Raw genomic sequence first — 19,005 nt, forward strand, 5'->3', positions numbered from 1 at the left:
TGGGGCCCGTTCGAACCCCCATCCGATCGGCTCGGGCCGGTCAGCTGCAGCCGGAGGTGGCGCCGCAGCCTTCGCAGGCGTAGCAGGACCCGGCGGGCCGCATCTTCGTGCCGCAGGTCATGCACAGCGGGGCGTCCGCGGCCTTGCCGAGGTGCAACTCCATCAGCTCGGTGGTGGTGTGCGCGTCCTGCTGTTCGGGTTCGGACTCCGCGCGCCGCGGCGCGGGTGAGGAGTCCACAGTGGACCGCAGGGTTTCGAGGTCGACGTTCTCGCCGGTGGCCGGGTAGCTGGCCTCGACCTGCGCCGACCGTTCGTCCGCGGTGAAAATGCCCAGCTGCGAACGCTTTTCGTAGGGCAGGTAGTCCAGCGCGAGGCGCCGGAACAGGTAGTCCATGACGCTGGTGGCGATCCGGATGTCCGGGTCGTCGGTCATGCCCGCCGGCTCGAAACGCAGGTTGGAGAACTTCGAGACGTAGAACTCAAGCGGGATGCCGTGCTGCAGGCCTACCGAGATCGACATCGAGAAGGCGTCCATGACCCCGGCCAGGGTCGAGCCCTGCTTGCCGAGCTTGACGAAGATCTCGCCGAGCCCGTCGTCCGGGTAGGAGCCCGCGTGCAGGTAGCCCTCGGCGCCACCGACGGTGAAGGACACCGTCTGGCTCGGCCGCTTCTTCGGCAGGCGGCGGCGCACCGGCCGGTACTCCACGACCTTCTCCGGCTCGGCCTCCGCCTTGTCCTTCTTGCCGGTCGACAGCGGCTGCCCGACCTTGCAGTTGTCGCGGTAGATGGCCAGCGCCTTCAGTCCGAGCTTCCAGCCCTGGAAGTAGATCTCCTCGACCTCTTCGACGGTCGCGGACTCCGGCATGTTGACCGTCTTCGAGATGGCGCCGGACAGGAACGGCTGCACCGCGGCCATCATCCGGACGTGCCCCATCGGCGCGATCGACCGTTCGCCGACCGCGCAGTCGAAGACCTCGTAGTGCTCCGGCCGCAGCCCCGGCGCGTCGACGACGTGCCCGTGCTGCGCGACGTATTCGACGATCGCCTCGACCTGCTCGCCCTGGTAACCGAGCGCGGTCAGCGCGCGGGGCACGGTCTGGTTGACGATCTGCATAGAACCGCCGCCGACGAGCTTTTTGAATTTCACGAGGGAGAAGTCCGGCTCAATTCCGGTGGTATCGCAATCCATCATGAATCCAATAGTTCCCGTTGGAGCCAATACACTGGCTTGCGCATTTCGCCAACCGTGAACTTCACCGATCTCGATGCCGCGCTTCCATTCTTCGGTCGCCAATCCGCGCACTGCGGCATCATTCTCGTGATAAGTGCGGACCAGCTCATTGGCCGCCGCGTGCTTGCGCATCACGCGCTGGTGCGCCTCGGCGTTGCGGGCGTATCCCTCGTATGCCCCGACGACCCCGGCCAGCTCGGCCGAACGACGGTAGGAAACACCGGTCATCAGCGAGGTGATCGACGCGGCGAGTGCGCGGCCACCTTCGGAGTCGTAGGCGTGCCCCAGCGCCATCAGCAGCGCGCCGAGGTTGGCGTAGCCGATCCCGAGCTGACGGAATTTGCGGGTGGTGTCCCCGATCGCCTCGGTCGGGAAATCCGCGAAACAGATGGAAATGTCCATCGCGGTGATGACGAATTCGACGGCACGCGCGAACAACGGCGCGTCGAACCGGCCGTCCTCGGTGACGAATTTCAGCAGATTCAACGAAGCGAGGTTGCAGCTGGAATTGTCCAGATGCATATACTCGGAACAAGGATTAGATGCGGTGATGCGGCCGGATTCGGGGCAGGTGTGCCAGTCGTTGATCGTGCCGTCGTACTGCAGACCGGGGTCGGCGCACTCCCACGCCGCCTCCGCCATGGTGCGGAACAGCTTCTTCGCGTCGACCCGGTCGATCACCTCGCCGCTGAGCCGGGCGCGCAGGCCGAACTGGCCCTCGGTCTCGACCGCCTGCATGAACTCGTCGGACACGCGGACCGAGTTGTTGGCGTTCTGGTACTGCACCGAGGAGATGTCCGCGCCGGAGAGGTCCATATCGAACCCGGCGTCGCGGAGGACCTTGATCTTCTCCTCTTCCCGCGCCTTGGTCTGGATGAACTCCTCGATGTCGGGGTGGTCGACGTCGAGGACGACCATCTTCGCCGCGCGCCGGGTGGCGCCGCCGGACTTGATGGTGCCCGCGGACGCGTCCGCGCCGCGCATGAACGAGACCGGGCCGGACGCCGTGCCGCCGGAGGTGAGCAGCTCCTTCGAGGACCGGATGCGGGAGAGGTTGAGCCCGGCGCCGGAGCCGCCCTTGAAGATCAGGCCTTCCTCGCGGTACCAGTTGAGGATCGACTCCATCGTGTCGTCGACGGCGAGGATGAAACAGGCCGAGACCTGCTGTTTGGACGCCGTGCCGACGTTGAACCACACCGGCGAGTTGAAGCTGAACACCTGGTGCAGCAGCATCCAGGTCAGCTCGTGCTCGAAGATCTCGAGGTCGGCGGGCGTCGCGAAGTAGCCGTGCTCGGAGCCCGCCCCGGCATAGGTGCGCACGACCCTGTCGATGAGCTGCTTGAGGCTGTGCTCGCGCTGCGGCGTGCCGAGCGCGCCGCGGAAGTACTTGCTGGCGACGATGTTGGTAGCGTTGACCGACCAGAACTCCGGGAACTCGACACCCCGCTGCTCGAAGTTCACGGTGCCGTCGCGCCAGTTGGTCATGACGACGTCCCGCTGCTCCCAGGTGACCTGGTCGTAGGGATGCACGCCCTCGGTGGTGAAGACCCGCCGCACGGTCAGCCCGTTCGGTGCCTTCTTCCTGCTCTTGCCCGCCGCGGCGGCGCCGTCTGCTCCCACGGTCTCGGTCATGGGTGTTCCCTCACTCCCGCACGGGGACGGCGTTGTTCACCGCCCGCGCTGATCGCTTTCGTCCTGCGCAGCACGACCCGCGGTGATGGCCTCACGAAGGTCCGCGATCTCCTTCTCGAAGTCCTCGACGGACGAGAAGGAGCGGTAGACACTGGCGAAGCGGAGGTAGGCGACTTCGTCGAGTTCCCGCAGCGGGCCCAATATCGCCAGGCCGACCTCATGACTCGGGATCTCCGCCAGCCCCGCCGAGCGGATCGACTCCTCCACCCGCTGCGCGAGCTGCTGCAGCGCGTCGTCGTCGACCGGCCTGCCCTGACACGCCCGCCGGACGCCCCGGACCACCTTGTCCCTGCTGAACTGCTCGGTGACCCCGGACCGCTTGACGACGGCGAGCACCATCGTCTCCGAGGTCGTGAACCGCCGGCCGCACTGCGCGCACGAGCGCCGCCGCCGGATGGCCTGACCTTCATCCACCTCTCGGGAGTCGACGACCCGAGAGTCCGCATGCCGGCAGAACGGGCACCTCATCCGCCGATCACCTTCCCCTCCGTGCCGGCCGCCCCGTTCGACGTCCCTCCCGGCAGCCACGCGCAACCGGGAACCGCGCTCACCGGGCACCCGTGCTGCGGTGTACCTGGTGATCAACTTGTGGACATCCGGTGGGTGAACACCGGCCAGCTGTGGACAACTGGTACCGAGTCTACCCCAACCTGTGGACCAACTACAGCGGTGTAACTACTACATATAGCGGTCGACCTTAGATCGCGCCGAGGAGCTTCGCAACCGCCACGACCGGGTGAAACAGGGAAATCCCCCACGGCGGCCGGGAATGCTTGACACCTCACCGCCCGGTGATCATGGCGTCCACCGCGCCGTCGGCGACCGGGACCGTGAGCAGCAGCCCGGGCACGAGCACGGCGTCGTCCAGGCGGTTGAGCTCCTTGATCCGGTCGACAACCGCGCCAGGGTCGCTCGACGGCGCGAACCGTTCGGCGAGACTCGACAGCGTGTCGCCCCGCTCGACCGACACCGCCGCGGTCCGCGCGGGCACCGCCGCACCCGGCGCGCCGTGCGCGAAAAGACCCAATCCGGTGATCACGAGACAGGTCGCCACGGCGAGCGCGGCGAGCCACGGCCACCGGATCGCGCGCCGACGCGGTGTCGCGCAGCCGACCGGCACCGCCCGCCTGCCCGCCACGACCCGCGCCCTGGTCGGCGGGCGCAGCGCCTCCGCGCGCCTGCCCCGGGACACCCGTACCCGCGGCGGCGGGGGCGCCGAGCCGGTGTCGACCGGGCGGACCACTCCGCGTTCGGCCAGAATGGACATCACGGACCTCCTCGTAACCTGCTCCGTCCTGCCGTCCGGCCCGGCCGGGGCGCTGAGCACCGGCTATCGATTCGAACCGAACAGGCGTTCTATCGAACGCCCGTGCGAAGGTCTACCACCCCGCACCGACAAAATCGAGAGGGACACGGCGTGTCCGTCGAACAGATGTTTGAAATCGACGCTGCCGGGGGCTAACGTCGGTGACCAGGGCATCTGCCGGGCAGATGCCGCCGGTGAGCGCGCCCGCGACCGTGGGCGCCGCCGGCGGGAAACGTGGAACGTCTGGGAGGCGACGCAGTGGCTAAGAAGGACTCGGCGACGGGTGGCAAGACGGGAGGTGCACGCGGGAGCACGGCGAAGGTGCACCCCCTGCCCGAGATCTACGACGTGGACGACGCGCTGACCGTGCGCCAGCAGCAGGTGCTGGACGTGATCAGGACCTGGGTGAGCAAGTTCGGGTACCCGCCGAGCGTGCGGGAGATCGGCGAGGCGGTCGGGCTGACCTCGACCTCCTCGGTCTCCCACCAGCTGCGCGCGTTGCAGCGCAAGGGATATCTGCGCCGGGACGCGAACCGGCCGCGGGCGGTCGGGGTGCTGGCGTCCACCGACGACAACCCGATGGGCATCGACATGGACCAGCAGCCGTCCATGCCGAAGGCGGCGTACGTACCGCTCGTCGGCCGGATCGCCGCCGGTGGCCCGGTGCTCGCCGAGCAGGCCGTCGAGGACGTGTTCCCGCTGCCGAGGGAGATCGTCGGCGAGGGCGAGCTGTTCCTGCTCAAGGTCACCGGCGACTCGATGGTCGACGCGGCCATCACCGACGGCGACTGGGTGGTGGTCCGGCAGCAGCCGACCGCCGACAACGGCGAGATCGTGGCGGCGATGATCGACGGCGAGGCCACGGTCAAGACGTTCAAGCGCAAGGGCGGGCACATCTGGCTGATGCCGCACAACGAGGCGTACGAACCGATCCCGGGTGACGACGCCACGGTGCTGGGCAAGGTGGTCGCGGTGCTGCGGCGGCTGTGAGCGGGGCGGTTGGGGTGAGGTGTGTTCGCGGAAAGCGCGAACCCCTGGCCCCCGCTCAGGTGTCTTGTGGGGGTGCAACCCCCACACCCCGCCCGGGGGCACGCCCCCGGACCCCCCGCGAGTTGCGTAAGCCCCATTTGCGGAGCGCGAACCCGGACTCCCGCGAGCCGGGTACGGATGTTGGTCAGCGGCGTCGGCGGCGTAGTTTGCTGACGCCGAACCAGCCGCCCAGCGCGACCACCAGGACGATCCCGGCGGTGGGAAGGACGGGGAGCCCGGCCCCGTCCGCCTCCGCGCCGGGACCACCGGTGGCATCCGCCGGGGCCGCCGGGGTGGTGGGCGCGGCGCGCGGCGCCAGCGCGGCCGCGCCCCGCACCGCCCGGATCGGCTGGCCGACCCCCTCGCCGCCGGAGAGCAGCGTGCCGTCGGGTTCGAAGGCGAGCGCCTCCCCCTGTTTCTCCCCCGGCAACGGGATCCGCACCGGCGGGCGCCGCAGCGCGGCCACGACGTCGCCGTCCGGTGCGGCGTAGAGGTAGGCGTCGGTGTAGGTGCGCAGGGCCACCACGGTTCCGTCCACAGTGGACGCCGCACCGGTGACCAGCGCCGACCCGAACGAGCCCACCGGCCCGCCCTGGGTACCGGTGGTCTCGAACTTGAGCGAGCCCACCTTCTCCAGCGACGTGGGCCCCGGGCTCGCGAGCGGCGCGGCGGGCCGGTAGACCTTCGAGTCGCCGAGCACGTCCTTGGTGATCAGGTACGGCGTGCCGGACCGGTCGAGCAGCAGCGCCTCCGCGTCGTGCGGGCCGTCCGGGTAGGTGAGCCGGTGGAGGGTGACCTTGCCTTGTGGACTCAGCGCGAGCAGCGCGACGGTCTTGCGGTCGGCGCGGTTGTCCCCGGTGTCGGAAAGCCACAGGGTGCCGTCCGGCGCGCGGGCGAGATCCTCGACGTCGTAGGGATCGGTGCCCTCGGTGAGCACCTTCCGCACCGCGCAGTCCCTGCCGAGCACGAACACCTCGACGCGCTCGCCGCCGTCGTTGATCCCGTACCACTGCTCGCCGTCGGAGACCAGGCCCGACAGCTCGTCGACCCGCGGATCCGTGATGGTGCACAGCGTTTCGGGCGCCGGTGGGGTTTCCGCCGCCGCGGCGGGCCCGGTGAGCACCGTTCCCAGCAGCACCGCCGCGGCGATCGCCCCTACTGTCCGCACGTCCACCTCCGTACTGTGCGGATCACCATGATCCGCACAGTACGGAGGACGCGTCAGACCCGCGATCCGTTGGTCTCGAACTGGTGCAGGGCCGCCGCCAGGTCCGGATGGACCCGGACGCGCAGGCGGGTGCCGTCCTGGACGTGCTCCTCCTCCAGCACCTCGCCGTCGGCGTGGGCGCGGGCGACGAGCTCGCCGCGGGTGTAGGGCACCAGCGCGTCGATCACCACCTGTGGCCGGGGCAGCCGGTCCGCGAGTTCCCCGGCGAGCTCGGCGATCCCGGCACCGGTGCGGGCGGAGACCTGCACCGAGCCCGGCAGGGCGTGCCGCAGCCGGGCGAGGGTGACCTCGTCGGCGGCGTCGGCCTTGTTGATCACCAGCATCTCCGGCGGCAGCGGCTCGTTGCGCTGCCGGGTGATCTCGGCCAGCACCTCGCGCACGGCGCTGACCTGCTCCTCCGGAGCCGGGTCCGCGCCGTCGACGACGTGCAGCAGCAGGTCGGCGTCGGCGGCCTCCTCCAGCGTCGAGCGGAACGCGTCCACCAGCTGGTGCGGCAGGTGCCGGACGAAGCCGACGGTGTCGGTCAGGGTGAAGGTCCGCCCGTCCGCGGTCTGGCTGCGGCGGGTGGTCGGGTCCAGGGTCGCGAACAACGCGTCCTCGACCAGTACCCCCGCCCCGGTCAGGGCGTTGAGCAGGCTCGACTTCCCGGCGTTGGTGTAGCCGACGATCGCCACGCTCGGCACCTCGTTGGCCACGCGCCTGCCGCGCTTGGTCACCCGGATGGTGTCCATCGCGGCGATCTCGCGGCGCAGCTTGGCGACGCGCTTGCTGATCCGCCTGCGGTCGGTCTCCAGCTTGGTCTCACCGGGACCGCGCAGGCCGACGCCGCCGTTCGCGCCGCCGGCACGGCCACCGGCCTGCCGGGACAGCGAGGTACCCCACCCGCGCAGCCGCGGGATCAGGTACTGCAGCTGGGCCAGCTCGACCTGGGCCTTGCCCTCCTTGGACCGGGCGTGCTGGGCGAAGATGTCGAGGATCAGCGCGGTCCGGTCGATGACCTTGACCTTCACCTTCTCCTCGAGCTGCCGCAGCTGGCCCGGCGAGAGTTCCCCGTCGCAGATGACGGTGTCCGCGCCCGTGGAACCGACGATGTCCCGCAGCTCGCGGACCTTGCCGGAGCCGATGTAGGTCGCCGGGTCGGGCCGGGTACGGCGCTGGACGAGCCCCTCAAGCACCTCGGAACCCGCCGTCTCGGCCAGCCGCGCCAGTTCGGCGAGGGAGGCCTCCGACTGCTCCGCGGTGCCTTCGGTCCACACGCCGACCAGGACGACCCGCTCCAGCCGCAGCTGGCGGTATTCGACCTCGGTGACGTCGGCGAGCTCGGTGGACAGCCCCGCGACGCGGCGAAGCGACGCGCGGTCCTCGAGCTCCAGCTCACCGGTGGACGGATCCACGTCGTGGAAATCGGTGTCGTAGTAGTCCGTGTCGTTGTGGTCTGCGTGTGTCTGTTCTGTCATCGTGCCCCAATTGTCCCACGGTTCGCGGCGGACGCCGAACGGATTACCTGCTGGGATAAGTCGAGAGGTACACCGCCGTGCGTTTCACACCCGCTTCGGCGGGCCGCAGGCGGTACTCCTCCAGCAGGTCGTGGAGGCGCCGTTCCAGCTCGGCGCGTTCGCCTGGCGAAACGTGGACGACGAGCCGTGTCTGGTTGACGTCCTCGAAGCCGAGGTCGGCGATTTCGGCCAGGTAGGCCTCGAGCATGGCCTGGTCGATCGCCCGGTCACCGTGCGAGTCCAGGTGCCAGGAAAGCCCGGTGGAAAGGTACGGGATCTCCTTGGCTCCCCTGGCCCCGCGACGCGGTTCCTGCGGTACGAGGAATCCCGTTTCGACCAGCTTGCGGACGTGGTGCAGCGTGGTCGCCGGATCCCTGCCCAGCCGCCGCGCCAGCTCCTTGTTGGTCAGCGCCTCCGCGAAGGTCAACCGGATGATGCGCAGCCTTATTCCGGACGCGAGCGCGTTCGCCTCGGCTTCCGTGGCGCGCCGTAGCTTTTCGGACACGGCGACAGCCTAGAGACGCCGTCGACCGCGAAAGTGATTGACACTTTCCAATCACTCGATGGAGACTACCGGCGTGCCTGGGGACTCGCTCTTCTTCCATGCGGACTTCCGGCGGCTGTGGTCCGGTGACGCGGCCGCCCAGCTCGGCACGTTCGTCGGGTACACGGCCGTGCCGCTGCTCGCGGCCACGACGCTGGCCGCGACGCCGTTCCAGATGGGGCTGCTCACCGCGGCGGAGACCGTGGCGTTCCTGCTGATCGGACTCCCGGCAGGCGTGTGGGTGGACCGGATGCGCCGCAGACCGCTGATGCTCGCCGCCGACCTCGTGCGCGGGGTGCTGCTGCTCAGCGTGCCCGTGGCCTGGTGGGCCGGGGTGCTCACACTGCCTCAGCTGCTCGTGGTCGCGCTGCTGACCGGCATCGCGACGGTGTTCTTCGACGTGGCCTACCAGTCCTATCTGCCTTCGCTGGTGGGCCGCGAACATCTCGTGGAAGGCAACACGAAGCTCCAGGCGGTCCAATCGACGTCGCAGGTGGCAGGGCCGAGCCTGGCCGGGTGGCTGGTGCAGGCTGCGGGCGCCGCGAACACGGTGCTGCTGACCGGCCTCGGCTACCTGACCTCGGCGTTGTGCCTGTGGCGGATCCGCGCTCCGGAACCGGCCCCGGAGCGTCCCGAACGCGCGCGGATGCTGCCCCAGATCGGCGAGGGGCTGCGGTTCGTCTTCACCGACCGCCCGCTGCGGGCCATCGTGGCCTGTACCTCGACATCCAATCTCTTCAACGGCGCGTTCACCGCGGTCGAGGTGCTGTTCCTGACCCGCACGGTCGGGCTGGCCCCGGGGGCCGTCGGCATGATGCTCGCGGCGGGTGGCGCCGGCGGGGTGCTCGGCGCGCTGTGCTCCGGGGCGATCATCCGCCGGATCGGGCAGATCCGCGCGATCTGGCTGGTGCCGCTGCTCACCTGGCCCGCGCATCTGCTGGTCCCGCTCGGCGCGCCCGGCTGGCGGATCGCGCTGACCGTGACGGGCCTGGCGATCGGCGGCTTCGGCATCATCGTCTACAACGTCTCGCAGGTCAGCTACCGGCAGGCGATCTGCCCGGACCGGCTGCTCGGCCGGATGAACGCCAGCGTCCGGTTCGTCGTGTGGGGCACGCTGCCGCTCGGCGGGCTGGTCGGCGGGGCGCTGGGCGAGCTGATCGGGCTGCGTGGCGCGGTGTGGGTCGCGCTCGCCGGGGAGGCCGCCGGCGCGCTGTGGGTCGTGTTCTCGCCACTGCGCCGGATGCGGACGCTCCCGGAGCCCGCCGCGGAGAAAGCCGCCGCCTGAAAGACTGTGCCGATCTTTCCCCATCCGACCACAGTCACGGCCGAATGACTGCGTAGCAACGGTTACGTGCCGCACGGGGGCCGGCCTGCTTTTGGCCGGATGAGGAAAATCGACGGCGAGCGACCGCGCACACGTCTACAGTTCCCCCATGAATCCCGCATTCCCGGCGCAGAGCCCACGAGTCCCGGACAAGGTCGGTGTCGACGGTCTCGAGGGGAAATGGGCGCCGGTATGGGAATCCTCGGGGATCTACCATTTCGACCGCACGAAGACCCGCGACGAGGTCTACGCGATCGACACGCCGCCGCTGACCGCGAGCGGGTCCCTCCACATCGGACACGTGTTCTCCTACACGCACACCGACGTCCTCGCGCGTTACCAGCGGATGCGCGGCCGCGAGGTGTTCTATCCGATCGGCTGGGACGACAACGGCCTGCCGACCGAACGCCGCGTGCAGAACCACTTCGGTGTCCGATGCGAGCCTTCCCTGCCGTATGACCCGGATTTCCGGCCGCCGGAGCGTCCCGGCAAGGACGTCCTCGCGTGCTCCCGCCGGAACTTCATCGAGCTGTGCCAGGAACTTTCCGAAACCGACGAGAAGGTGTTCGAGGACGTCTGGCGCAATCTCGGGCTCTCGGTGGACTGGACGACGACGTACCAGACGATCGGCACCACGACCCGGCTCATTTCGCAGCGTGCATTCCTGCGCAACCTCGCCCGCGGCGAGGCGTACCAGGCCGAAGCCCCGACGCTGTGGGACGTCACGTTCCGGACCGCCGTGGCACAGGCGGAACTGGAGGACCGCGAGCGGCCCGGCGCGTTCCACGATCTCGTGTTCCGCACCGCGGACGGCACCGAGGTGCTCATCTCGACGACCCGGCCCGAGCTGCTGCCCGCCTGTGTCGCCGTGGTCGCGCACCCCGATGACGAACGGTTCGCCACCCTGTTCGGGAAAACCGTGCGCACGCCGGTGTTCGGCGTCGAGGTCCCGGTGCTCGCCCATCACCTCGCGGATCCGGGCAAGGGCAGCGGGATCGCGATGGTGTGCACGTTCGGCGACACCACCGACGTCACGTGGTGGCGGGCGCTGCGGCTGGAAACACGACCGGTGCTCGGGCGGGACGGCCGGTTCCTGCCCGAGGCCCCGGCCGGTGTCGCGCCGGAAACCTATGCGCCGCTTGCCGGGAAGACCGTCCACACCGGACGGCAGGTGATCGTGGACCTGCTGCGCGGCGCCGGTGCGCTGCGCGGCGAACCGCGGCCGATCACGCACGCGGTGAAGTTCTACGAAAAGGGCGACAAGCCGCTCGAGATCGTCACCAGCCGCCAGTGGTACCTGGCCAACGGCGCGCGCGACGAGGGTCTGCGTGCCCGGCTGCTCGAACGCGGCCGGGAGCTGCGCTGGGTTCCCGAGCACATGCGCGTCCGCTACGAGAGCTGGGTCGAAGGGCTCACCGGCGACTGGCTGATCAGCCGTCAGCGGTTCTTCGGCGTGCCGATCCCGGTCTGGTACGCGCTCGACGAACACGGCGAGCGCGGTGACGTGCTGGTGCCCGGCGACGACATCCTGCCGGTCGACCCGAGCACCGACGTCCCGCCCGGCTACACCGCCGGGCAGCGGGACGTCCCCGGCGGGTTCACCGGTGAGACCGACGTGATGGACACCTGGGCGACGTCGTCGCTGACCCCGCAGATCGCCGGGCGCTGGAGCGTCGACGACGATCTGTTCGCGCGCGTGTTCCCGTACGACCTGCGCCCGCAGGCGCACGAAATCATCCGGACCTGGCTGTTCTCCACCACGGTCCGCGCGGAGCTGGAGCAGGACGCGCTGCCGTGGCGCGACGCGGTGATCTCGGGCTGGGTGCTCGATCCCGACCGCAAGAAGATGTCCAAGTCGCGCGGGAACGTCGTGACCCCGGCCGAGTTGCTCACCCGGTTCGGCTCGGACGCGGTCCGGTACTGGGCGGCGAGCGCGCGGCCCGGTGTCGACACCGCGGTGGACGAGGGACAGATGAAGGTGGGGCGGCGGCTGGCCACGAAACTGCTCAACGCCAGCCGGTTCGTGCTCGGGTTCGGCGTGCCCGAGGCCATCGCCACCACCGAGCCACTGGACAGGGCACTGCTCGCCGAACTGTCCACTGTGGTCACCACGGCGACCGCCGCGTTCGAGGAACTCGACTACGCGCGAGCGCTGCAGGTGACCGAGGCGTTCTTCTGGACGTTCTGCGACGACTACGTCGAACTGGTCAAGGGCCGTGCCTACGGTGACCGGGGCGAGGCGGCGGCGCTGTCGGCCCGGAGCACGCTGGTCACCGCGCTTTCGGTGGTGCTGCGGCTGTTCGCGCCGTTCCTGCCGTTCACCGCGGAGGAGGTCTGGTCGTGGTGGCGGGACGGTTCGGTGCACCGCGCGCCATGGCCGTCCGCGGACGCCGCGCCGGGGGAACCCGAGCTGCTGACGCTCGCCGGTCAGGTGATCAGCGCGGTGCGCCGGGCGAAGACGGACGCCAGGGTGTCCATGCGCACCGGCGTCGAACTGCTGACCGTCTCCGGGCCCGCCGAGGTGCTCGATCGGTTCGGGCGGATCGAACCCGACATCCGGACGGCCGGGGCCGTCGCCGGGGTCGCCACCCGGGACGGCGCGGAGCTGGCCGTCGAGGTGACGGTGGCGCTGCCTGCCTGAGCGGCGGTCACGCGTCGGCGGCGGCCCACCACGTCTCGTCGAGTTCGCCGCGCGCGACGATTTCGGCGGGACCGCTCAGCGTCGACGCCCCGCGCGACACGGTGACCTCGACGCGGCCGCCAGGGATGTCGACGGTCGAGGCGCCGGTGTCGGTGCCCGCCAGGTGCAGCGCGGCGGCCACCGCGGCCACCGTGCCGGTGCCGCACGCGCGGGTCTCCCCCACGCCGCGTTCGTGCACACGCATCCGCAACGCGCCCTCGCCGAGCCGGTTGACGAACTCCAGGTTCACCCCGGCGGGGAACACGTCGTGGTCGAAATCGGGCTGGTCACGCAGGTCCAGCCCGGCAACGTCGTCCTCCAGCACGGACACCAGGTGCGGGTTGCCGACGTCGACGGCGACGCCGGAGAACGGCTCGCCCGCGACCACGGTCACCGACGTCCCGGTGATCGTGGCCGGTCCCATGTGGACGGTCACGGAGCGGTCGGGGTGCACCACGACCGGCCGGTCCCCTGCCCGCGTGCCGATGACGAACTCGCCCTCGGCGGCCAGCCCGGCGTCCACCAGGTACCGCGCGAACACGCGCACGCCGTTGCCGCACATCTCGGCGATCGAGCCGTCCGCGTTGCGGTAGTCCATGAACCACTCACCGGCGGAGTCTTCGCCGAGCGCTTCGGCCTTGACGACGCGAAGCACACCGTCGGCGCCGAGACCGCGACGGCGGTCGCACAGCGCCGCGACCCGCGCCTCGGTCAGTTCGAGGCGGCCCGCCGCGTCGGGCAGCAGCACGAAGTCGTTCTGCGTGCCGTGTCCCTTGAGGAATTCGATGCCGCCCATGGGTCCAAGGTTACTGGAACAGCCGTTCGAGTACGCGTGCGGCCAGCTTCGGGTCGGCGCCGTCGTACCACTCGATGCGGGCGTCACGCCGGAACCAGGAGCGCTGCCTGCGCACGAACCGGCGAGTCGCCTGCGCGGTCGCCGCGGCGGCCTCGGCGAAGTCGCCGTCCCCGTCGAGCGCGGCGATCACCTGCTGGTAGCCCAGCGCCCGGGATGCGGTCTTCCCCTCGCGCAGCCCGCGGCCGAGCAGCGCGCGAACCTCGTCGACCAGCCCGGCCTCGAACATCCGCGTCACCCGGAGGCCGACCCGCTCGTCCAGCTCCCCCGCGTCGCGATCGACGCCGACCAGCACGGCGCCGTACCGGGCGGGGCCGGGCTTCGGCAGGTTCGCCGAGAACGGGGCGCCGGTGATCTCGATGACCTCCAGCGCACGCACGATCCGGCGGGTGTTGGTCGGCAGGATCGCGGCCGCCGCGGCCGGGTCCCTCTCCCGCAGCCGCGCGTACAGGACGTCCGTACCGTGCTCGGCCGCCTCGGCGTCCAACCGCGCCCGCACCGCCGGGTCGGTGCCGGGAAAGCGCAGGTCGTCGAGTACGGCCTGGACGTACAGGCCGGAGCCACCCGCCAGCACCGGCACCTTGCCCGCCGCCATGAGGTCCTCGACCGCGCGGCGGGCGTCGCGCTGGTAGGCCGCGGCCGAGGCCGTCTCGGTCACGTCCAGCACGTCGAGCAGGTGATGCGGCACGCCGCGGCGTTCGGCGGCGGAGGCCTTCGCGGTACCGATGTCCATCCCCCGGTAGAGCTGCATGGCGTCGGCGTTGACGACCTCGCCACCGAGCGCGAGGGCCAGCTCGACGGCCAGCGCGGTCTTGCCGGTCGCGGTCGGGCCGACCACCGCGACCGGGCGGATCTCAGGGCTGATCACGCGCGCCGACGTTACCCGCGCGCTACGGACGGGCCGACAGAGTGCGTACTTCGGAAGTAGGATCACTGCCTTCGGACAGCTCAACCGAGTACCACGGGCGACGCTGAGCTGCTTGAATGCCCGCATGGGGCCGATGCCCCGACGGACCGCGTAACCGCATTACCCGGCCCCGCCACACGGCGGGGCGCCCGCGCGAGCGGGCGTACAGGCGATAAGGAGCCTGCGATGGCCCAGGAGAACACGTCCACCGGTACCCCGGCGCCCCACCCGATGCCGCACGCGCACGGCGCCGGTCACACCGCCCCGCCGGTGCCCCCCGCCGAGCCGACTCCGGACAAGTGGGGCCGGGTCGACGAGGAAGGCACCGTTTTCGTCATCACGGCCGAGGGAGAGCGTGCGGTCGGGGTCTGGCAGGCCGGGAGCCCGGACGAGGGACTGCTCCACTACGCGCGGCGGTTCGACGACGTCCGCACCGAGATCGAGCTGCTCGAGACGCGGCTGGTCTCCGGCGCGGGCGACCCGAAGCACGCGCTGTCCAGCGCCGTCCAGCTGCGCGACGGGCTGGCCGAGGCCGCGGTCGTCGGCGACCTGGCCGCGCTCGGCGCCCGGATCGAGTACGTCATCAAGCACGCCGAGAAGGCACTGGCCAGCGCTAAGCAGGAGCGGGAAGAGGCGCGCGCGGCCGCGGTCGCGCGCAAGCAGACGCTCGCCGAAGAGGCCGAGAAGATCGCCGCCGAGTCCACCCAGTGGAAGGCCGCCGGGGACCGGCTGCGAGCGATCCTCGACGAGTGGAAGACCATCAAGGGCGTCGACCGCAAGACCGACGACGAGCTGTGGCGCCGCTTCTCCAAGGCACGGGAGGCGTTCAACCGGCGCCGGGGCTCGCACTTCGCCGAGCTGGACAAGCAGCGGGCCAGCGCCAAGCACCGCAAGGAAGAGCTGATCGCCGAGGCCGAGGAGATCGCCGACTCCGAGGACTGGGGCGAGACCGCGGGCCGCTACAAGCAGCTGATGACCGAGTGGAAGGCCGCCGGCCGCGCGCCGAAGGACAGCGACGAGGCACTGTGGCAGCGCTTCCGCGCCGCGCAGGACAAGTTCTTCGCCCGCCGCTCCGCGGTGTTCTCCGAACGGGACGCCGAATTCGCCACGAACGCCACGCGCAAGGAAGAACTGCTGGCCGAGGCCGAGAAGATCGACGCCGCGGCCAACCTCGAGGCCGCCAAGAACGCGCTGCGCCGGATCCAGGAGCAGTGGGACGAGATCGGCAAGGTCCCGCGCGAGCGGATCCGCGAGCTGGACGGACGCCTCAAGGCCGTCCAGGACGCCGTCAAGTCCGCCGAGGACAGCAAATGGCGCCGGACCGACCCGGAGGCCCAGGCCAGGGCCGCCCAGTTCCGCGAGCGCGTCGAGCAGTTCGAGGCGCAGGCGGCCAAGGCCCGCGCCGCCGGCGACGAGCGCCGCGCGAAGAAGGCCGACGAGCAGGCCGCGCAGTGGCGCGAGTGGATGGAAGCCGCCGAAGCCGCCGTCGCGGATCGCTGACACCCTGCAGGTCCGTGAAGGACTCCTTACCGGCACTGAGCGCCGGTAAGGAGTCCTTCACGGCTTTTGCCGCGCGGTGGGGCTGGTGTGACGGGCGGGGAGCGCGGTGCGGGTCCGGCGGTGGTGGCGGTGTCGCGAACGACGCGTTCGGGACGTTCAACGTCTCTTACGCGACGTTCGCGACATGCCAGCGCAGCGCAAGGCAGCGCAGGGCAGCGCAGCGCAGCGGCAGGGCAGCGAAACGATGACCCGAACGGCGCGTTCGCGACGTTGAGCGTCCGGATCGGAGCGTTCGGGACGTGCCCTCGCGACACCGCTCGACTCGGCGGCCCGCTGTCCGGCGCCGATGCACTGAAGGCGTCCTTCACAGCACTGGCCGCACTGAAAGCGCCCTTCAGCACGCCCAACGCACTGAAGGCGTCCTTCAGCGCGTGGACTCGCGACCACCGCACGTGGTCATCTTTCCGAGGGGACCCGGACCTGCCGGGAGACACCTTCGGTGCGTTCAGCATCAGTGCCAGGTCCGGGTCCACAAAGGACTCACCTGCCGGAATGTCGCCTTACCTCAGGCCCCCACGGACTTGCCCCGCGCCTTTCCGGCGACGTTCAGCGTGACGAGGGCGTTCCTCGGAGCGCGCACCTCGGCAAACCGCGGGTGCGGCTGGGTAATCGCAGGGTGAAAAGGCCACCCGAAGGTGGTCATCGGGCGACTCGTCCGTGGGGTTCCGGGCGCTCTTCCCGGCCACCGGTGGTCTGCTGTGATCATGAACAGACCAACGCTCTCCCGCACCGGGCGTGTGCTGTCCGCCCTCGTGCTCTGCTGTCTCGTCGCCGGGCTCGCCCCGGCGACGGCCGCCGCGGCGACCACCACCGCGACCGCCCCGTCTTCGGTGAACCTGGCCAAGAAGGGCAAGGTGAAGGTCGATGCCAAGCTCGACAAGGCCAAGGTCAAGAAGGGCGAAAAGGTCAAGCTCACCGGCAAGCTCGGCGTCGAGGCCCCGGGCGGGCTGGACGCCATCACCGCCGACGAGCCGCTGATCGTTCAGCAGCAGGTCAGCGCCGGAGCGTGGATCGACATCGCGACGTCATCCTGCCGCCCGAACGGGGGCTTCAGCCTGAGCCTGAGTTTCAGTGTCAGCGCGTCGCTCTCGCTCCGCGTCTACCACCCCGAGACGACCATCTACGCGAGCGCGTACTCCAGCGTGTTCGCGCTCGTGGTGATCTAGCTCAGGAACGCGAGAACGCGGTACGCATCCATTGCACCGCAAGGCAGATCGTCGCGATCCAGGCGACGATCATGCCGATCCCCGGTCCCCCACCGGTCGCGCCGCTGGCGTGCGAGGACTGCTGCGACCAGATGGCCAGCAGCCCGTCCACCGAGGCGAACCAGCCGCCCGCCGCGCACACCCAGGACAGCCACCAGCGCCGGGTCGCCAGCGTCAGCGCGGAGGCGAACACCCCGATCGCGGTCGAGGTCGCGGCGAACAGCTGCGGAACGCCGCCGCCGTGCCCGACCAGCACCTCCCAGCCGACGACCCCGCCGACCCACGGCAGGATCTGGCCGATCAGCAGCACGAACACGAACAACGAGATGGTGAAGCCGCGGCGGCCCAGCTCGACCGTCCGCGCCGCGCGCTCGCCGACCTGATCGATCTCGGCGGCCAGTTCCTTCATTTCGGCGGACGATTCGCCGTCCTGCTCGGTCATCACAACGCACATCCGCTCGCCGCGGCGGGCTGGGGCACCGGGGCACCGAAGCCCGGCAGTCCCAGCGTCACGCCGGTGGTTTTCGGCCGTTTCCCGGCCTCGGAGTTGTCCCCCGCCCTGGTCCGCCGGTGGCTGAGCACGTCACCGTCGGCGACCAGGTGATGCGGAGCGCCGTAGGTCACCACGGTCTCCACGACGTCGCCGGGCCGCACCGCGCGGTCGACCGCGGGGCCCGCCGGTGTGAAGTGCACCAGCCTGCCGTCGCGTGCCCGCCCGCTCATCCGGTGCGTCTCGGCGTCCTTGCGCCCCTCGCCCTGTGCCACCAGCAGTTCGACCGTGCGGCCGACCAGCCTGGTGTTCTCCTCCCAGGCGATCGCGTTCTGCAGCTCGACGAGGCGGTCGTAGCGCTCCTGCACGACCTCCTTCGGCAGCTGGTCCGCCATCGTCGCGGCAGGCGTGCCCGGCCGCTTCGAGTACTGGAAGGTGAACGCGCTGGAGAACCGCGACTCGCGCACGACGTCCAAAGTGGCCTGGAAGTCCTCTTCGGTCTCGCCGGGGAAGCCGACGATGATGTCGGTGGTGATGGCGGCGTCGGGCATCGCTTCGCGCACCCGCTCCAGGATCTTCAGGTACCGCGCCGACCGGTAGGAGCGTTTCATCTCGCGCAGCACCCGGTCCGAGCCGGACTGCAGCGGCATGTGCAGCTGGTGGCAGACGTTCGGGGTCTCGGCCATCGCGTCGATGACGTCCTCGGTGAACGCGGCCGGATGCGGCGAGGTGAACCGCACGCGTTCGAGCCCATCGACGCCGCCGCAGGCGCGCAGCAGCTTGCCGAAGGCCAGCCTGTCCCCGAATTCGACGCCGTAGGAGTTGACGTTCTGCCCGAGCAGCGTCACCTCCAGCACGCCCTCGGCGACGAGCGCCTCGACCTCGGCCAGTACCTCGCCGGGACGGCGGTCGCGTTCCTTGCCCCGCAACGCCGGGACGATGCAGAAGGTGCAGGTGTTGTTGCAGCCCACCGAAACGGACACCCAGCCCGAGTAGGCGGAATCGCGGCGTGCGGGCAGCGTGGAGGGGAAGGTCTCCAGCGCCTCGACGATCTCGACCTCGGCCTTCGCGTTGTGCCGGGCCCGGTCCAGCAACGCCGGCAGCGAGCCGATGTTGTGCGTGCCGAACACGACGTCCACCCACGGGGCGCGTTCGACGATCTCGCCGCGGTCCTTCTGCGCGAGGCAGCCGCCGACGGCGATCTGCAGGTCCGGGTTCGCCGTCTTGCGCGGCCGGAGGTGGCCGAGGGTGCCGTAGAGCTTGTTGTCCGCGTTCTCCCGGACCGCGCAGGTGTTGAACACGATCAGGTCGGGCTCGCCGTCGGCGCTCGCGGGCACGTAACCGGCCTCTTCGAGCTGCCCGGCGAGCCGCTCCGAGTCGTGCACGTTCATCTGGCAGCCGAAGGTACGGATCTGGTAAGTACGCGCGCTCATCTCGACGTCGAGGGTACGCGGGGGTCC

Annotated in this window: 15 protein-coding genes; 5 read left to right on the plus strand and 10 right to left on the minus strand. The window is 70.4% G+C overall.

Annotated elements, in window-relative coordinates; genetic code table 11:
* Positions 1–40: 40 nt before the first annotated feature.
* The 3 genes from ACFW0G_RS18040 to ACFW0G_RS18050 form a co-directional block, all read right to left on the minus strand.
* Complete coding sequence (locus ACFW0G_RS18040; RefSeq protein WP_378326442.1) at positions 41–2,863, minus strand: vitamin B12-dependent ribonucleotide reductase; 2,823 nt, start codon at positions 2,861–2,863, stop codon at positions 41–43.
* Positions 2,864–2,899: 36 nt separating this feature from the next.
* Entirely contained in the window at positions 2,900–3,391 is a 492-nt protein-coding gene (nrdR, locus tag ACFW0G_RS18045) for a transcriptional regulator NrdR (protein ID WP_378326443.1), read from the minus strand.
* Positions 3,392–3,704: 313 nt separating this feature from the next.
* Positions 3,705–4,190 (minus strand): LysM peptidoglycan-binding domain-containing protein, encoded by a 486-nt coding sequence (locus tag ACFW0G_RS18050; protein WP_378326444.1) that lies wholly within the window; start codon positions 4,188–4,190, stop codon positions 3,705–3,707.
* Positions 4,191–4,550: 360 nt separating this feature from the next.
* Between ACFW0G_RS18050 and lexA the strand changes: the two genes are divergently transcribed.
* The gene (lexA, locus tag ACFW0G_RS18055; RefSeq protein ID WP_378326518.1) at positions 4,551–5,219 is read left to right on the plus strand and encodes a transcriptional repressor LexA; all 669 of its coding nucleotides are present in this window, start codon (positions 4,551–4,553) and stop codon (positions 5,217–5,219) included.
* A gap of 184 nt (positions 5,220–5,403) precedes the next feature.
* On the opposite strand, the gene ACFW0G_RS18060 is transcribed toward lexA, so the two are convergent.
* Genes ACFW0G_RS18060 through ACFW0G_RS18070 form a run of 3 tightly spaced genes read right to left on the minus strand, consistent with a single transcriptional unit; the run spans position 5,404 to position 8,487 of the window.
* Positions 5,404–6,426 (minus strand): hypothetical protein, encoded by a 1,023-nt coding sequence (locus ACFW0G_RS18060; protein ID WP_378326445.1) that lies wholly within the window; start codon positions 6,424–6,426, stop codon positions 5,404–5,406.
* Positions 6,427–6,479: 53 nt separating this feature from the next.
* Entirely contained in the window at positions 6,480–7,943 is a 1,464-nt protein-coding gene (hflX, locus tag ACFW0G_RS18065) for a GTPase HflX (RefSeq protein ID WP_378326446.1), read from the minus strand.
* A 43-nt stretch (positions 7,944–7,986) separates the two neighbouring features.
* The gene (locus ACFW0G_RS18070) at positions 7,987–8,487 is read right to left on the minus strand and encodes an ArsR/SmtB family transcription factor (protein ID WP_378326447.1); all 501 of its coding nucleotides are present in this window, start codon (positions 8,485–8,487) and stop codon (positions 7,987–7,989) included.
* Positions 8,488–8,545: 58 nt separating this feature from the next.
* Here ACFW0G_RS18070 and ACFW0G_RS18075 point away from each other — a divergent pair, with 58 nt between their 5' ends.
* Both ACFW0G_RS18075 and valS read left to right on the plus strand, forming a co-directional pair.
* Positions 8,546–9,811 (plus strand): MFS transporter, encoded by a 1,266-nt coding sequence (locus tag ACFW0G_RS18075; protein WP_378326448.1) that lies wholly within the window; start codon positions 8,546–8,548, stop codon positions 9,809–9,811.
* A gap of 148 nt (positions 9,812–9,959) precedes the next feature.
* Entirely contained in the window at positions 9,960–12,491 is a 2,532-nt protein-coding gene (valS, locus tag ACFW0G_RS18080) for a valine--tRNA ligase (protein WP_378326449.1), read from the plus strand.
* 7 nt (positions 12,492–12,498) lie between these two features.
* Here valS and dapF read toward each other — a convergent pair whose 3' ends face one another.
* Both dapF and miaA read right to left on the minus strand, forming a co-directional pair.
* Positions 12,499–13,326 (minus strand): diaminopimelate epimerase, encoded by an 828-nt coding sequence (gene dapF / locus ACFW0G_RS18085; RefSeq protein ID WP_378326450.1) that lies wholly within the window; start codon positions 13,324–13,326, stop codon positions 12,499–12,501.
* Between the two features lie 10 nt (positions 13,327–13,336).
* Positions 13,337–14,251 (minus strand): tRNA (adenosine(37)-N6)-dimethylallyltransferase MiaA, encoded by a 915-nt coding sequence (gene miaA / locus ACFW0G_RS18090; RefSeq protein ID WP_378326451.1) that lies wholly within the window; start codon positions 14,249–14,251, stop codon positions 13,337–13,339.
* A 225-nt stretch (positions 14,252–14,476) separates the two neighbouring features.
* Between miaA and ACFW0G_RS18095 the strand changes: the two genes are divergently transcribed.
* A complete protein-coding gene (locus tag ACFW0G_RS18095) occupies positions 14,477–15,790 on the plus strand; it encodes a DUF349 domain-containing protein (RefSeq protein WP_378326452.1) in 1,314 nt (437 codons plus the stop codon).
* Positions 15,791–16,554: 764 nt separating this feature from the next.
* The gene (locus ACFW0G_RS18100) at positions 16,555–17,016 is read left to right on the plus strand and encodes a hypothetical protein (RefSeq protein ID WP_378326453.1); all 462 of its coding nucleotides are present in this window, start codon (positions 16,555–16,557) and stop codon (positions 17,014–17,016) included.
* 1 nt (position 17,017) lies between these two features.
* On the opposite strand, the gene ACFW0G_RS18105 is transcribed toward ACFW0G_RS18100, so the two are convergent.
* Positions 17,018–17,497, minus strand: coding sequence for a hypothetical protein (locus tag ACFW0G_RS18105; RefSeq protein ID WP_378326454.1), 480 nt, complete (start codon positions 17,495–17,497; stop codon positions 17,018–17,020).
* Positions 17,497–18,978, minus strand: a complete 1,482-nt coding sequence (gene miaB / locus ACFW0G_RS18110; RefSeq protein WP_378326455.1) for a tRNA (N6-isopentenyl adenosine(37)-C2)-methylthiotransferase MiaB — start codon at positions 18,976–18,978, stop codon at positions 17,497–17,499. Before miaB ends, ACFW0G_RS18105 begins: the two co-directional genes overlap by 1 nt.
* Between the last annotated feature and the right edge of the window lie 27 nt (positions 18,979–19,005).

The organism is Amycolatopsis sp. NPDC058986, from assembly GCF_042741125.1.
Lineage (GTDB): Bacteria > Actinomycetota > Actinomycetes > Mycobacteriales > Pseudonocardiaceae > Amycolatopsis.

Coding starts and splice junctions, on each gene's coding strand:
- hflX (WP_378326446.1), bottom strand. CDS start 7,943: ATGACAGAACAGACACACGCAGACCACAACGACACGGACTACTACGAC.
- ACFW0G_RS18040 (WP_378326442.1), bottom strand. CDS start 2,863: ATGACCGAGACCGTGGGAGCAGACGGCGCCGCCGCGGCGGGCAAGAGC.
- ACFW0G_RS18050 (WP_378326444.1), bottom strand. CDS start 4,190: ATGTCCATTCTGGCCGAACGCGGAGTGGTCCGCCCGGTCGACACCGGC.
- nrdR (WP_378326443.1), bottom strand. CDS start 3,391: ATGAGGTGCCCGTTCTGCCGGCATGCGGACTCTCGGGTCGTCGACTCC.
- ACFW0G_RS18075 (WP_378326448.1), top strand. CDS start 8,546: ATGGAGACTACCGGCGTGCCTGGGGACTCGCTCTTCTTCCATGCGGAC.
- ACFW0G_RS18100 (WP_378326453.1), top strand. CDS start 16,555: ATGAACAGACCAACGCTCTCCCGCACCGGGCGTGTGCTGTCCGCCCTC.
- ACFW0G_RS18105 (WP_378326454.1), bottom strand. CDS start 17,497: ATGACCGAGCAGGACGGCGAATCGTCCGCCGAAATGAAGGAACTGGCC.
- dapF (WP_378326450.1), bottom strand. CDS start 13,326: ATGGGCGGCATCGAATTCCTCAAGGGACACGGCACGCAGAACGACTTC.
- valS (WP_378326449.1), top strand. CDS start 9,960: ATGAATCCCGCATTCCCGGCGCAGAGCCCACGAGTCCCGGACAAGGTC.
- miaB (WP_378326455.1), bottom strand. CDS start 18,978: ATGAGCGCGCGTACTTACCAGATCCGTACCTTCGGCTGCCAGATGAAC.
- ACFW0G_RS18095 (WP_378326452.1), top strand. CDS start 14,477: ATGGCCCAGGAGAACACGTCCACCGGTACCCCGGCGCCCCACCCGATG.